The organism is Fibrobacter sp. UWB16 (assembly GCF_900215325.1).
Taxonomy (GTDB): domain Bacteria; phylum Fibrobacterota; class Fibrobacteria; order Fibrobacterales; family Fibrobacteraceae; genus Fibrobacter.
This window is the reverse complement of record NZ_OCMS01000002.1, coordinates 156530-172005: the sequence shown is the minus strand read 5'-3', so window position 1 is coordinate 172005 and position 15476 is coordinate 156530. Positions and strand designations below refer to the sequence as shown.

Here is a 15476-nt window from a genome sequence, read left to right as displayed (position 1 = left end):
GTCTCCATTTTAAATTTTACGCGCTATAATGTAGTAAAAAGTCACTCCAGCGTTTTCAACAGCGAGTCCAGGCGATGGGTCATTTGCTCTGCCCCGGTACGGCAGAGATGGTCATCATCGTAATTCATCCCCTCAAGGTAATCATGTTCCCCCATTTTATGCTGGTCAAAGAAGGTGAAATTGCCGTATTTCTGGGCTAGCCCATTTAAACGTTCAATGATTTCAGGAGCATCGCTGTTGCGCAGCCCGTACTTTCCGTAAGCATCCACATTCTTGTAATTGGGATTTTGAGGGAACTCCACCCCGACCACCTTAATGTTCCTTTGTGCAGCAAGTTCGACAATGTCCGCGAGGTAGCCCATTGTTTCTTCGAGACGAACGCGTCCCGTATCCAGCCAATTCTTATCCTTTTCTGGGCGAGGGCTCCCCCTCCACTCGCTACATCCCCTTAACGGCATATAGCCGCGTTCGGTCAAATTAGCCGCATAGGAAGAAACCTTGGGAACATCCTGTGTCATTTCAAGCAAACCGTCAGGGATTCCAGACTTCCAGAAATCGTGATTGGCATCGTAAACGTAACCCTTGATACTGGGGCTACTATTATAAAAGAAGCTGTTTTCCTTTGTAAGCCAAAGCCTGTCAAAACTGATATCGACAATGATATACTTTAACTTTTTGTAGTGGGGCAAAATGTAATTTATGGCCATATAATGGGAACTGTGAAGGTTTCCATGCGCACTGGCAAAATTCACTACGAAAAACTTGTCACTGAACAACGATGGGATAACACCGTGATGCGCTCTCGAGGATCCCAAAATGGCTACATCAGCCTGGTCATTGTACGTCCAGACGAGTTCCATCTTGTAACTCCAATGAGCTTCCTGGAATTCATTGTTTTTCACATAAAAACCAGCGCTATCTTCATCCAGCACAAAATTTTCAACCAGATTGTCCGAAGAACTGCTAGAACTTTCGTCGCCATTGCGAGAACTAGAGCTTTTACCGTCATCGCGAGAACTCGAAGAGTTCGAAGCAACCTCTTCGCTGCTGCTTGATTCTACGCGGCCTGATTCTACACTGCTTGAGCTCGATTTCACGCTGCTAGAACTCTCGATGCGTTCGGCTGAGGAACTCGATTTTTGGGAACTGCTAGAGACCCAGCTTGAGCTACTGGAGAGCGCAATCGATTTGCCCTGAATCCAGAGGCTCGGATGCCACAATTCTTCGCCTTCAACAAGACTTGTAACAGAACTATCTGCCAAATGGACAAGAACTATTTTCGAGTGAGCCCCTTCTACATTTGTAAGAGTAGCCACAAGATTCTGGTTCACACGCCCCGTAGCCCATTCGGAATGGTCAAATACAAAGCCCTCAGGCGCCCTCACGCTTTGAACAAGATTTCCAGAGCTGTCCGCAATAAACAGATACTCGTGGACTCTGTACGTTTCGCCAACAAAAGCCGCGCCTATTTCACCACCAAAATCAAGAAAAGCCGTACGCTTGCTATAATCTTTAGCAAGCGACACGTTGCACGCCTGTTCCTTATTATACCAGGTTTTCTCTTTTTTATGGACACGAGCGCGGAGAACTTTCGACCCGGTCACAGCAAGCGACTCGTCTTCACTGATACCGCCATGGTACGAACCGTCGAACAACTTTATCGGAGTTCCGAACTTTCCATTCATGAAAGTCACTTGCCAAGTGCTTGCACTTTTGAAAGTCTTATCATTTGAATTATCACCAGCATTAGTCACGTAGGTAATAACGGTATCGCCATTAACAAGCACGCTCCAGCGAGGAATAGCAGCGCTCTTGACATCCAGCTTTACAAGGCCAGAGCCGTTCGGATCCAAATTTCGGACATAAAGTCGGGAAGTCTGGTCGACACCTTCAATACCCGTACAGAACGCCACTTTAGATCCATCCGGGGAAATATCGGGATGATAAGCCGGAATCGTATCTTCAATTTCTACAACATCATTTTCTTTTGTATAATCAATGTAATTGAGGTTGCCTGTAGCCTCGTTTTTAAAGACAAGCTTGACTTTAGAAGTCTTTGTATAATCCCACAAATTCAGTGCAGAAGCAACCTTCTTGACAGGAGAATTCACCTTCTTTCCGCCCTGATCCAAAAAAGTCGCATTAGGGATTGCACCTAGAGCCAAACGAAATCCAACATAGTCGGCAAGTGTAGACGGTGTGACCGCATAAATATCGCTTCTAGAATAAAGGTTTATGGAGGACAAGTCATAATCGTAACCGCCCTTAACAATACGTTCATCCGCTTCGTTCGTGTTCGATGCGCCAGCGAAATTTTCAACAATCGAATTATTCAACAACCCCTTAAAGTCATTGACAAATTCCTTCACACTTTCAGAAAAGACGAAGTTTTTTCCATCGGCCTTTGATGCCACCTTAACCCATTCCGCTTCGGTCGGGAGCCTGAAGCCCTCCTTGTCCAAATGGAACGAAAAACCTTCTAGACCAACGCAATGCCCAGCCTTGTCCAATGTCTTTTTCGAATATTCATAAACGGTATCTAGATTCTCATTTTTGCTTTTTTCATTTGCATAGAGGACAGCATCAAAAAAGGTAATACTGACAATCGGTTCATCATCTTTTCCGCAGTCCAAATTCTTCACAAGAGTTGACGACTCCAAGACCGACATAAAGTCGCCACAAGTCACTCCTCGGACATCCATCCAAAAATCATAATCAAGTAAGACCCTCATTTCTGGGGTTTCATCAAATTTGGCACCTTTCTTATTTGTGCCGAGAACAACGGTATCCTTTGCGCCCTCCACAAGTTGCATCCGGTCATCTACAAATGCAAACCGCGCATGGCTATCGCTCCCCAAATCCACTACACTTTCCGACTCCGATACTGAATTCGAAAAGCACCCCCACAAAACAAAAACTGTAAAAATAATCCCCAAAAACTTATAGAACACTGTTTCTCCTTTCTTCACCACAAAATCTACGATATAATCGGGAATTCGGCAACAAAACGCCATTCAACATATACTGAAAAAAGCCTTTAGTTTACTATATTGTTGGCCATGGAACAGGAAGCTGCAAATCCAACAATCGGCTCGATTCTGAACGAGCAAAAGTTAAAGAACATCGTTTACCCGGCCAGGCTCTTCAAAGCCCGGTTAAACGAGGAGTTTTTGCGCGCGAACCGCACCCGCAAGCCATTCCTTTTCATCAAGATTTATTCGCACCAGTTCGATGTGCTCGGCTGGGGCCGTCCCTCTAAAATTGTCGAAAACACCTGGAAGATCAGCGTGCTTACGATGTTTTCGCACCTGCGCTTTATCGATGTTCTCGGTTATTTGAGTGACAACAGCGGTATCGGCATCATCCTTTTGAATTCCGACATGAGCACGCTTGAGGGCATCCGCAAGGAAATTCTTCACAAGCTCAACGACGCTGGCCTTATCCAGGCCCTTCGCCACAAGCCTAAGGCACCCATTTTCCAAGCATACCTTTACACCGGCTATCAGGAAAAGGACAACCTCGAAATGGACGACAAGCTGAAGGAATTCAACAGCACCAACGGAAGTTTCTTCACGCTCAACAGGCTTAACCTCTCGGATATCTGGGTTCACCCCCACAAGATCCGCTTTAGACACATCATCAAGAGAATCGTAGACATCACCTGCACTTCCGCAGCATTGGTTGTACTGTCCCCGCTCCTTTTGTTCTGTGCACTCGCCGTAAAAATCAGCGATCCAAAGGGCCCGATTATATTCAAACAGACGCGCGTTGGCAAGAATGGCGCTCTGTTCACCATGTACAAGTTCCGAAGCATGTACGCCGATGCTGAAGAACGCAAAAAAGAACTCATGGCCTTGAATGAGACAGGCGGCAAGACCTTCAAGATGAAGAACGACCCTCGTATTTACCCGTTCGGACACGTTCTCCGCAAGTTCAGTCTCGACGAACTGCCTCAGCTCATCAACATTCTCAAAGGCGACATGTCCATCGTTGGACCACGCCCGCCAATTCCGTCCGAAGTGGCCGAATATGAACCGTGGCACCGCATGCGCCTTTCCGTGACACCGGGTCTTACTTGCATTTGGCAGGTCAGCGGCCGTAGCAACATTCCGTTTGAAGGGCAGATGCGTCTCGACAACGACTATATCCGTCGCGATGGCAAGCTCGGGGACGACTTCAAGCTCATCTTGAAGACGTTCAAGGTCGTGTTCAAGGGCGACGGCGCATACTAGTCACGCTCTCGTCATGCTGAGTTCGAAGAACGAAGCATCCAGTTAATTCTAGTAATAAATTGACTGGGTCCTTCCCCTTGCAGGGTCAGGATGACGCAGGAATAAAACATTCTTGAAACTCCTTATTACTTTTAGTATCTTTAACTCTCGGTGTATGGTCGAACCGGTGTAGGGATATATCCGGTGTAATTTAGGAGTGTAATATGAAAAAATATTTGATTTCTACGGCATTGCTCGCAGCTAGCGCCTATGCCGCAAGCGTTACGGTCGATCCGAGCGCAACAGCCCAGAAAGTTACGGGTTTCGGTGGCGCAAGCGTTTACTACCAGAGCTGGATCAAGAACCTCCCTGCCGAAGATCAAGAAGCCATTTTCGACACAGCATTTACCGGTCTTAACCTTTCCCTACTCCGTGTCGGCAACTGGTATCAAGACGAAGACGCCACGAAATTGCAAGACGATATCGACATCGTCAAGGCAGCCAAAAAACGTCTCGGCGACCACATGAAAATCCAGATGTCCAGCTGGTCTGCTCCGGCAAAGCTCAAGCCGAGCGGCAACTTGAACGGTAAAGTGGACGGACAAAAGATCAAGAGCCAGAACACGCTCAAGCCCTCGAACAGCGACCCGTATGGCAAATACGTCTACAGTGATTTTGCCAACTGGTGGAAGAAGAGCCTCGAAGCCTACAAGGCCGCAGGCATCTCTCCGGACTACATTTCTCTCCAAAACGAACCGGACATGGAAGCCGATTACGAAGAAACCCTCTTCGAACCGACAGAAACAAATGAAATCGCCGGTTACAAGGAAGCTTTGAACGCCGTCTACGACGCCGTGAAGGGACAGACTAAACTCCTCGGACCTGAACCTCTCGGCATCGGCTACAGCAACTTCGAAAAGTACGCCAAGGAACTTGACGCCAACAAGCTCGACGGCTACGCCTACCACCTTTACCATGCCGGTGACGGAAACGACAACTCAGGCAACAACTACCTCGATCCGGAAAACTTCCGCAAGCCGATGAAGGCTATTGCTGACGTGTACGGCAAGGGCGACAAGCCCATCATCATGACAGAATTCTGCCCGATGCTCGACGAACCGCGCGAAAAGGACATGCTCGGTCTCGCACAGATTATGCAAATCGGCTTTACCGACGGTCGCCTCTCCGGCTACATCGCCTGGCAACTATTCTGGGGTTACCACTCCCAGATGATCAGCGTCTGCCCGGGTGCAGGCTGGGACCTGGACGGCAGCGGCAAATTTGTTTGCGATGAAGCCGGTTTCAAGATTCACCCGGAATACCACGCCATGCGCCACTATTCCAAGTTCGTGAATCCGGGTGCAAGCGTCATCGCCTCCACGACTGCCGAAGCAAACCTCAAGACGGTCGCCTTCCTCAGCGCAAGCGGCGACTCCGTCACAACAGTTCTCGTCAATACGGGTAGTGCAGCCATCCAGCTCGAGAACCCGGCCATCGCAGGCTACGGCCTCATTACCGCCGTGCAGTCCAAGGAAAACGGCCTCAAGAGCAAGAACGTGACAATTTCAAACTGCACGGTCTTGCCGGCTCGTTCCATTACAACACTCGTATATAAGAAAGGCGCCACAGTCGATTTAGTCGCCAACTGCAAGGACGAAACAAGCGACTCCAGCTACGTCGAACCGATTATCGTTCCGACCGATGATGTCGTGATTGTCGACTACACGACTTCCACCGATGTTTCTGGCTGGCAAGCCATGAGCGACAAGCTCTCCGACGTCACCTACGGCACAACCGCCATCGACGGCATTGCAGGTTACGCCAGCGTTCCGCTCGCCGGCTGCGACCAGTCCGAAGAATCTTGCGGCTACCAGAACCAGCTCTTGAACATCAGCGCCGAAGGCGCCAAAGCCCTCTCCTCTTGCGCAAGCCTCGTTATCACGATGCGCAGCCAGGGCACTTCTGACGCTTACGTGAACGTGGGCGGCGCTGCAGGCAGCAGCTGGGTCGATTACGAATATGGCAAGCTCGCCGCAGGATCCAAGTGGAGCGAAACCAAGGTCTCCCTCAAGAAGGAAGGCGAAAACGGTTCTACCGCCCTCACTTTCAACAGCGAAGCCGCAGGCATCTACATCGCAAAGATTGTCGCCACGGGTTGCACGGGCACCGGATCTGCAATCAAGATGGCCCACCGCTCCGTCATCAACGACTCCAAGATGCAGGCATACATCTTTGACATGAACGGCAACCTCGTTTGGAAGGGCCTCAAGAGCGAAGCTCTCAACGAAAACGGCACGCTCAAGCCGAGCATCCGCCAAGGCGCCTACATTTTGAAGACCAAAGCCAACGTCCAGCGCGTCATCAAGAAGTAACAGGATTTTCTATTATTCATTAAAACGGTCCGCAAACGCGGGCCGTTTTTCCTTTTTAGACTTTCTTCATTTTTACAAAAATTTTTCGGAATAAAATCCTCGTTCGTGCGTGTTAATATAATGGGTAGGGAACTCATTTCTGTCCATGAACCCGACATCATCGGGCGTTTAACTATGAAAAAATTATGGAAAACAACAATAACATATCTGAAATTCATTGGGGCAAAACCATTAGCGAGGCTAGAACTTATGAGGAATATAGGGGGGCAGGTGTTTTTGCAGACCTCCTTACAGATAGGACATTCAAGAAGGCCTTCAATCCCGATACTAAAAACAAAGTCTGTTTGATTGCGCTTTTGAACGCTGTGCTCGAAGGCGAAATCGCATCGCCAATTGTTGATGTACAGTCCCGGAACAAGGAATTTAATGATGGGTCAAACGAAAATCGAACAACAGTCTTTGACCTATATTGCATTGATTCTGCACAGCGACGCTTTATCATCGAAGTGCAACTTCTTATGCAGGAAAACATCGTCAACCGTGCTATTTATTACGCATCACAGACGATTATTGCACAAGGGGTACGCGGCAAGCAATACAATTATGAACTGAATCCCGTCGTTACAGTTGTTTTCATGGAATTTAATGTATTTGCCGATGACCGCTACATTCGTCGGGCAAAGCTTCGCGAGATTAATGGAGCTAGCGTGAGCAACATACTCTCTTTTGCATTTGTGGAACTTCCAAAGTTCAATAAGCCATTGGACCAGCTGGAAACAACTCTAGATAAAGGACTTTACGTACTCAAGAACATAAAAAATATGACGCAGATGCCCAAGCAGTATGCCAACACAGCTTTTGAGCTCTTGTTTTCGACCGCATATTTGGCTAAATTATCGAAAGAGGAACAGAAAATGATTGACGAAGCTCAAAAAGCCAAATGGGATGAATATGCCATCAACAAGGCTGCCATTGATCGGGGCCAGAATATGGCTAAACACGAGATGGCAAAGAAAATGCTTGTCGAAGGTGATTCTGTAGAAAAGGTCGTACGTATTTCTGATCTTCCAGAATCAGATGTTCTTGCGATTAAGACGGAGATCGAGAAACAATAGGACCGCAGGCGCTCCTGTTGCGCTCGACATCCACGTCATTGCGGGGCGGTTGCGCCAAAGCAATTTCTTTTTAGCTCGGATTGATGTCCGGGCTTTTTTGTTTTCTGGATGGCGAATGCAGAACGTCATCCTGACACCGGAGGTGGAAAGATCCAGTAAAGTTTTTTTGCGGAACGAGATTTAACTGGGTCCTTCGGGCTTTTCGCCCTCTGGACGACGGTTACGAGACTTTACTGGGTACTTCGCTACGCTCAGGACGACGCGATGTATTGTTCAGGACGACGTGAAGGAGATTCCCGCTCAAGGCGGGAATGACATCTTTTTGCGGCGGGAATGACATGTAAAAAAAAGCCGAAAGGCACCTGGTGGAGAGCCAGGTGCCTTGGAGCTGTATTATGTGAGACTTAATTAGTTTCTAGTATCCTGAACGCAACGGATCGTGAATGCAAACTTCTTACTATTCGAAGTAACATCGCTTTCATCGGCACCCTTGATAACTAAGCCATAGGCCTGTTTATCATCATTTCCCGTAATGATTTCATCATAGGACCAGAAGAAAGCCTTCTTATTCAATTCTTTAACCTTGGTTCCATCGTGATATCCCAAGAATTGAACATTAAAGTTAATGACTTTTTCAGGATCTTGTTCATCGTTAAGATTTGCAAAGCCTTCCTGAGCTTCAGCTGCCATTGTCTTAAGATCTTCAAGTTCAAGCTGACTCGGCAATCTCCAACCTTCCGGGCAGGCACCAAAGACGGTATCAATACTTACCAGCTTCTGATCCTTAAGTTCACCGTTTTCAGACAAATCCTTTCTCAAGTCGCCTACACCCATTGCAGAATTCCAAGTGTAATAACGGCCCTTACCTTCACCAGCATCGAAGTTTTCAAAAGCATCTTCCTCAAAAGCAAGTCTACTATTAGTGATTTCAAGAGACTTTTCTATGATTTTACCATCATCGTCCTTTTTAGTGTTAACAACAGGCAGCTTGTATACGAATGCAAGGTTTTCTGTCATCACCTTCAAGTTATTGATAATCGTGTAACCATAAATCGTTTCATCACGTTCATCGCAGAATTCCTTCTTTGCATCGTAAACCACAAGACCGCATCTTACTGTAGCATCATCTGTACAGGATTCCTTTAAGACTTCAAGCGTAGAATAGAATTCCTGCACCGGGCCTAATTCATATGCGACAAGTTTTTCACCAATCAAGTTTCCAAAGAAACCAGCACTGCTGCTGCTAACGCCACCAGTACTAGACGAAGATGCCAAAAGATCAATGCCTATATTGTTATAAGCAGTTTGAAGTTGTGCCATCTTATCTTCATCACAGTAAGTCCAGACAGAGTCAGCCTTTCCATCCATGGTCTTACCGCAGTATTGGTTTACACCGAATTCTTCGCCAGCGCACTTTTTGGTAATAATGCCGTTCCAGCAGAATTCCTTCTTGGTAGTTCCACGGAAGCCAACAATCTTGGTCGGGTTACCCTTCTTGTCAAACTCGACTTCGTTACACAAGGTTGCAACAACACCGTCATTACAATATTCTCTATTGACGGTGAATGTTTTACCATCGCACTTGTCATAAAGCTTGCCGAGAACGCAGAACTTGAATTCCGGGTCATAAGAGTCTTCACCGCACATAGCCTTGTAGATTGTCACTGGGTTTGCGTCACCACAGGTAACCGTCACGGTACCATCTTCATTGTCCTTGCTGACGCAGCTTACGCCGTTTTCACCATCATCACCGTTCCACACGGTACCGACGACTTCACCAGCACAAGACACTTTGAAGCCCTTCTTACCAGTATCTTTATCAGTGAATTCATTAGCGGTACAGTCATCACCCTTATCACCCTTTGTACCGTTCCACAGATAAACCGGATCTGCATCACCGCAAGTGACCTGAAGACCATCTCTACCTTCTTTAGAGTAAGCCTTAGCTTCGCAGCTAACGCCGTTCGAAATCTTCACCGGATCTTCGCCAGCGCACTTCACGAGAATGCCATCTGTTGCTTTTTCAGTCGTGCAAGATTCACCAGCAACGCCGTTCCTCAACTGACCAACTTTATCGTTGCCGCAGTAGACGTCATAGCCATCAGTGACCTGCTTAACGGTGCAGCTTTCACCAGTCTTACCAGTGTCACCCTTCTTGCCCTGAGCACCAGTAGCACCCGTTTTACCAGTAGCACCGGTTTTACCATTCAGCAAGACGCCAACGGAATCCCCTCCGCAAAGCACCTTATAGCCGTCGCCAGTCTTGAGGGACTTCACTTCGCAGCTAGTACCATTAAGACCGTTAGTTCCATTTGTACCGTCTGCTCCGTCTTCGCCGGAACACGCGATGAGGCCAAACATGAGTGCGGCACAACCCGCAACACTGAGTTTTGTGTAATGCATAATATGCTCCCTTGTTGATTTTCTCCAATCTTTGTGAAAAACTTTCACAAAACAAAGTTTACATTATTTTTTCGAGAAAATTAAGTTTTGCTTACAAAAAATTATTTCAACTTGGAATAAAGTTACAATTTCACACCCTTTTTCTTACAAAAAGATTACGTTGTTTATTTGTAAATTTTTTGCAATATTTGGCGAATTTATTTCAAAAACGGCAATTTTGGTTTTTGACAATTTTAGACAAAAGAATAAAAATATCGATTGATTTTTAAATTGTAAAATTTAGTTTACAAACTGAATTTTAGCAAGATTTTCGAGTTTTTTCGTGTTTTGATGAGATTTTTGGGGGAATTTTACTGGATCCTTCGGGCTTTTAGCCCTCAGGATGACGAGTGTAGAACGTCATCCTGACACCGAAGGTGGAAGGATCCAGTAAAGTTTTTTGCGAAACGAGACTTAACTGGGTCCTTCACTTCGTTCAGGACGACGAGATGGACAGTTCAGAGCGACGAGAAGGAGATTCCCGCTCGGTGGCGGGAATGACAGCTATTTGCGGTGGGAATGACATGAAAAAAAGACCCCGGCACGGTGGCCGGGGTGACAATGTAAAGGTGAATTCCGCTCGTGGCGGAGTACTTGTTAGTTTGTTTTAACTAAGCCCAGTTTTCGGCCTTGAGTTCGCGGCCCCAGATTTCCTTGACCACGTCTTCGACCTTGCGGTTTTCGAACAACATCTGATAGACGGCTTCGACGATCGGCATTTCAACGCCGAGCTTCTTAGCAAGCGCGCGCGTGCTACGGCAAGTCGGCACACCTTCGGCAATCATCTTCATGCCTGCAAGCACTTGGTCGAGCGTTTCGCCCTTACCAATGTGTTCGCCCACGTAACGGTTACGGCTATGCTGGGAAAGGCACGTCACAATGAGGTCGCCCATACCGGCGAGGCCTGCAAACGTTTCGGGCTTTGCACCGAGAGCCTTGCCCAAGCGGCACATTTCGGCCTGGCCACGCGTGAGGATGGCAGCGCGGGTATTGTCACCGATCTTGAACTTGCCACTAGCTTCAAGGCCATAGAGCACACCAGAAGCAATTGCAATCACGTTCTTCACGGAACCACAGAGTTCAACACCGACAATATCCGTAGAAGTATAGACGCGGAGGTAAGAGCAGCTCATAGCCTTCTGCACGATCTTTGCGGAGTCTTCGTTCACGCAAGCAGCAACAATGGCGGTCAGCACGTGGCGGCTCACTTCTTCGGCGTGAGACGGACCGCTAAAGGCAACCATCTTGTCTTCGGTCAGCCATGGAACCTTTTCGAGGATGACTTCGCTCATGAGCTGGTCCGTGCCTTCGAGAATACCCTTCGTGGCGCAGACGACAATCGGTTCCTTGCCCTTTGCAGGGGTCCAAGAGCCAAGATTTGCGGCAACGCCAGCCATAAACTGCGATGGAACGACGATAAGGACCATATCGCAGCCTTCGAGGGCGGCGTGCATATCGGTCGTGTACTTAAAATCAGCCGGGAAAATAACGCCAGGGAGTTTGTCCTTGTACTGGTGTTCGGTGGAGAGAAGGTCTACTTCTGCTTGGGAATTGGTCCAAAAAGTGAGTTCGTTCTTGTTTTCGTAAACAACTTGACCGAGGGTCAGGCCCCAGCCACCGGTACCTAAAACTGTAACTTTCATAATATCGTTCCTAGTTAATAGTCTATAGTCTTTTGCCAATGGTTCACATTGCCAAAAATTATTGCCGCATATAATCTACAATATTTTATGGACTTGCAGCCATCAATATTCATAAAATGTAAGCACACATAGGTTCTTATCGCTGTCACCCCGTACTTGTTACAGGTTCACTCTTATGCAGTCCCGAAATGGTGATGCCGGCACAAAGGCCGGCATGACAATGCAAGCAATCCGTTCCTCAAAGCGAAGCGAGCTCACAGGCACAACGTGCCGAGCCCATAGCCCACTTCTTACTTACTTTTTTCGCTTAGAGCCGAAGCCGTTCTCGGTGCCGTTGAGGAGGCGCTTGATGTTCGACTTGTGCTTCACAATGACGAACACAGCGACAATCACGGCGAGAATCATCTGACCAAGGTTGATGCTTTCGAAGTAGTATTCCGGGCAGACATAGCCAAACACAGAAAGTGCGCCGAGAAGACCGCAACCGAAGATGCTACCGACGGAGACATATTTCGTGGTGACCGTGAGGATAATCCAGAGGGCAAATGCGCAAAGAACCGTCAAGGGCGAAATCGCGAGGAACACGCCAAGTGCAGCAAGCACGCCCTTACCACCGCGGAAACCTGCAAAGCAAGTGAAACTGTGGCCGAGAATCACGAGGAGACCTGCAAGGAGCGGCACCCAAGCGCTGTAATCGGCACCGCCAGCAGCGACCTGAGCTTCACACATCTTTTGAGCGATAAACGGTCCGAAGAAGCCCTTCAAAAGGTCCATGAACACGACCGGGAGAGCAGGCTTCCAGCCGAGCACGCGGAATGTATTCGTGAGGCCCGCATTCTTGGAGCCGTAGTCACGAATGTCAAAGTCCTTACCTTTCGCGAGTTTTGCGATCCATATGGCGCTGGGGATCGACCCCAGCAAGTACGCTATTGGAAGACTCAGTAAACTGTTCAAGTTCTTCATCCTTTCTGAGGGTTAACTTTCTATCGAAATTCAGGCGGAGCGGAGCGCCCTGCAACTGGAATTCGTCATAAAACTTTTTGAGCAAGTAGCGCTTGTACGATTCGTCGACAAGTTCCGGCGTGCGGGTTTCGATGTCGATGACCGGCGGTTCCACCATGATCTGGCAGGCACGAGTAAGCATGACGACACGGCCGTTGTGGCTCGGAGGAGCCTTTTCCTGCAAGAAGTTCGCAAAGCTTTCGGCAACGCGGTCACGGCCAAGCACACGGCGGCAGTTGGCATAGACGGTCTGAATAGCCTGAATCACGCGGCCTACGCGCTGGCCTTCCTTGGCACTGATCGAGAGAATCGGTACAAATTCAAGCATCGGTTCGCGTTCGAGGAGTTCCTTGACCATGTGGTCGAAGGACTTGTCGTTCTTGTTCGGGAGGATATCCCACTTGTTCAGCACAACGACGAGGCCCTTACCGGCCTTGCGGATTTCCGTGATGATGCGGTAGTCCTGGATCTCCATGCCACGCGTGCAATCGACGACGAGCACAGACAGGTCTGAACGGCGGATGCTTTCGAGCGTACGCATGTTGCTGAAGACTTCCACTTCGTCTTCGACGCGGGCCTTTTTGCGAAGGCCAGCAGTATCGGTAACGACAAACTTCTGTCCGTCAACGACAAAGTCACAGTCGATGGAGTCGCGGGTCGTACCCGGGATGTCGGAAACAACGGCGCGGTCTTCGTTCAACAGGCGGTTGAGGAGCGTACTCTTGCCTGCGTTCGGGCGGCCGAGAATGGCAAAACGCACGGGGCGTTCTTCGCGGCGTTCGCCACGCACCGGAGTCGGGAGCACGGAGACAACTTCGTCCAAAAGCGAGAGGCAAGCGTAGCCGGTCAAGGCACTGACGGTACGCGGCTGACCAAAGCCGAGTTTGAGGAATTCGTAGCTTTCCTGGCGGTCGCCCTGCAATTCGCTCTTGTTCGCGACGAGGATGACCTTCTTGTCAAGCTTGCGGATGAGGCGTGCAAACTGCTGGTCGAGCTTGGTGATGCCCACGCGGATATCGACCATGAAGAGCACGAGGTCGGCTTCGTTCACGGCGTTAAAAATCTGAGCGCGGACGCTGTCCGCCAAGACGTCGATAGAATCATCGGGCAAGAATCCACCCGTATCGACGACTGTAAATTCGTGACCCTTGTAAATCGCATTCTGGTAATGACGGTCGCGGGTAACACCATCGCGGTCGCTCACCACGGCAGCACGGCGGCCAAGAATGCGATTGAAGAGGGAGGACTTTCCGACGTTCGGACGTCCAATTATGCAAACGATAGGTAATTTCATCGGGCACAAATATAGAAATTGTGTCTAGGGGGCGTTTAGACGAGAGAACGCCGCTACGCGGCTAAAGACGAAAGACGAAAGCTTTCAAAATCGTTACTATATACAAGAAGGAGATTCCCGCTCGTCCCCGTCAAGCGAGGACAGGTAGGCGGGAATGACATGCAAGGCGAGTGCAGCAAGAATGAGTATACTCATTCTTATTACCGAGCCGCAGCTGTCATGCCACGAAGTGGAATGACAATGGAGCCGGGCGATGCAGAAACATGCTTGCATGTTTCTATATCCGAGGCGAACATGTCAAGCCCCTTTAGGGGAATGACAGGTTCCGGCGGGAAAGCCTCTTCCTACCGTCTACTTTCTACTGCCTACTAACCTCTGTTAATTTCTTATTGCATATTTTTTAGCCTAGAATAATATATCTTTGTAGTGTATTATTTAGAGTTTTTCCCCACAGGTGGGAAGGACATACGAGGTTACTTTGGCTTCCATAAACGGAAAGACGGAAACTCTTTGCATTTTCGGGCATCCGGTTGCTCACAGCAAATCGCCCGCTATGCACAACGCCCTTTTTGACGCCCTTGGCATCAATGCGGCTTATCTCCCCTACGCACCCGAACCCGAAAATTTTGCCAAAGCCATTGAAGGCTTCAAGGCGATGAAGTTTCGCGGAGCAAACGTCACCATCCCCTACAAGACGGAATTCTTCAATGCAGACGGAACTGCCCGCCTGGTGGATGAACTTTCGGAAATTTCGAAGTTCACCGGTAGCGTGAACACGCTGTACTGGAAGGACGGCATTGTCGGCGGAACGCTCTGCGGGACGACGACGGACCCTTATGGTTGCGTGCGAAATCTCGAAGAGAATGGCGTAAGTCCGTCTAACAAGAAGATTGCGCTCCTCGGAAACGGTGGTGCAGCGCAGTCGATTGCGTTTACGCTTGTGGAACAAGGAAACGAGCTTACTATTGTTTGCCGCACCAAGGAAAAAGGCGAAGCTCTCGCAGGTTCTCTGAACATGTTTTTCCAGTCGGGCAAAGCAGACGACAAGAATTTCAAGACCGTTCAAGTCACGACGTTCACCGAGTTTGCAAGTATTTCTGCAAACTTTGACATCATCATCAACGCGACATCGGTCGGCATGAGCCCAAACATCGATGCCTCCCCCATTACAGACGAATGCCTGCACAAAGGCCAGGTCGTCTGCGACATCGTCTACACGCCGCCACACACCAAGCTTTTGCAGATGGCAGAAGCCAAGGGTTGCAAGATTGTAACTGGCGAAGGCATGCTCGTACACCAGGGCCTCGAAAGCTTTAAAAAGTGGTTCCCGAAGGAAACCGAAAACAAAACAAACGAAGAACTTACTGCGATTATGCGCAAAGGAATGCAGGGCTAAT

9 protein-coding genes are annotated in these 15476 nt (G+C 48.7%); 4 read left to right on the top strand and 5 right to left on the bottom strand.

Annotated features, from left to right (window positions below):
* Window positions 1-41 precede the first annotated feature (41 nt).
* On the bottom strand, window positions 42-2813 hold the full coding sequence (locus tag CRN95_RS06130; protein WP_235002903.1) for a TIGR02171 family protein: 2772 nt from the start codon (window positions 2811-2813) through the stop codon (window positions 42-44).
* A 246-nt stretch (window positions 2814-3059) separates the two neighbouring features.
* Here CRN95_RS06130 and CRN95_RS06125 point away from each other — a divergent pair, with 246 nt between their 5' ends.
* The 3 genes from CRN95_RS06125 to CRN95_RS06115 all read left to right on the top strand — a co-directional run bounded on the left by CRN95_RS06125 (window position 3060) and on the right by CRN95_RS06115 (window position 7698).
* Window positions 3060-4232, top strand: a complete 1173-nt coding sequence (locus CRN95_RS06125) for a sugar transferase (RefSeq protein ID WP_088630677.1) — start codon at window positions 3060-3062, stop codon at window positions 4230-4232.
* Window positions 4233-4435: 203 nt separating this feature from the next.
* Window positions 4436-6583 carry a glycoside hydrolase family 30 beta sandwich domain-containing protein gene (locus CRN95_RS06120; protein ID WP_097020376.1) on the top strand — a complete coding sequence of 716 codons (2148 nt, stop codon included), beginning with the start codon at window positions 4436-4438 and terminating at the stop codon, window positions 6581-6583.
* Between the two features lie 185 nt (window positions 6584-6768).
* On the top strand, window positions 6769-7698 hold the full coding sequence (locus tag CRN95_RS06115; RefSeq protein WP_088630679.1) for an Rpn family recombination-promoting nuclease/putative transposase: 930 nt from the start codon (window positions 6769-6771) through the stop codon (window positions 7696-7698).
* A gap of 408 nt (window positions 7699-8106) precedes the next feature.
* Here the strand turns inward: CRN95_RS06115 and CRN95_RS06110 are convergent, their stop codons facing one another.
* From CRN95_RS06110 to der, 4 genes are all read right to left on the bottom strand, one after another.
* Window positions 8107-10101, bottom strand: coding sequence for an FISUMP domain-containing protein (locus CRN95_RS06110; RefSeq protein WP_097020375.1), 1995 nt, complete (start codon window positions 10099-10101; stop codon window positions 8107-8109).
* Window positions 10102-10751: 650 nt separating this feature from the next.
* Window positions 10752-11783, bottom strand: a complete 1032-nt coding sequence (locus tag CRN95_RS06105; protein WP_088630681.1) for an NAD(P)H-dependent glycerol-3-phosphate dehydrogenase — start codon at window positions 11781-11783, stop codon at window positions 10752-10754.
* A 294-nt stretch (window positions 11784-12077) separates the two neighbouring features.
* Entirely contained in the window at window positions 12078-12704 is a 627-nt protein-coding gene (plsY, locus tag CRN95_RS06100; RefSeq protein ID WP_159462283.1) for a glycerol-3-phosphate 1-O-acyltransferase PlsY, read from the bottom strand.
* Window positions 12652-14079, bottom strand: coding sequence for a ribosome biogenesis GTPase Der (der, locus tag CRN95_RS06095; RefSeq protein ID WP_014546886.1), 1428 nt, complete (start codon window positions 14077-14079; stop codon window positions 12652-12654). Before der ends, plsY begins: the two co-directional genes overlap by 53 nt.
* A gap of 478 nt (window positions 14080-14557) precedes the next feature.
* Here der and aroE point away from each other — a divergent pair, with 478 nt between their 5' ends.
* Window positions 14558-15475, top strand: a complete 918-nt coding sequence (gene aroE, locus CRN95_RS06090) for a shikimate dehydrogenase (protein WP_097020373.1) — start codon at window positions 14558-14560, stop codon at window positions 15473-15475.
* The last annotated feature ends 1 nt before the right edge of the window (window position 15476 follow it).

Excerpts from the sequence above, each read along its gene's own strand:
- CRN95_RS06120 (WP_097020376.1), top strand. The coding sequence starts at position 4,436 with ATGAAAAAATATTTGATTTCTACGGCATTGCTCGCAGCTAGCGCCTAT.
- CRN95_RS06110 (WP_097020375.1), bottom strand. The coding sequence starts at position 10,101 with ATGCATTACACAAAACTCAGTGTTGCGGGTTGTGCCGCACTCATGTTT.
- CRN95_RS06125 (WP_088630677.1), top strand. The coding sequence starts at position 3,060 with ATGGAACAGGAAGCTGCAAATCCAACAATCGGCTCGATTCTGAACGAG.
- der (WP_014546886.1), bottom strand. The coding sequence starts at position 14,079 with ATGAAATTACCTATCGTTTGCATAATTGGACGTCCGAACGTCGGAAAG.
- CRN95_RS06105 (WP_088630681.1), bottom strand. The coding sequence starts at position 11,783 with ATGAAAGTTACAGTTTTAGGTACCGGTGGCTGGGGCCTGACCCTCGGT.
- CRN95_RS06130 (WP_235002903.1), bottom strand. The coding sequence starts at position 2,813 with ATGCAACTTGTGGAGGGCGCAAAGGATACCGTTGTTCTCGGCACAAAT.
- CRN95_RS06115 (WP_088630679.1), top strand. The coding sequence starts at position 6,769 with ATGGAAAACAACAATAACATATCTGAAATTCATTGGGGCAAAACCATT.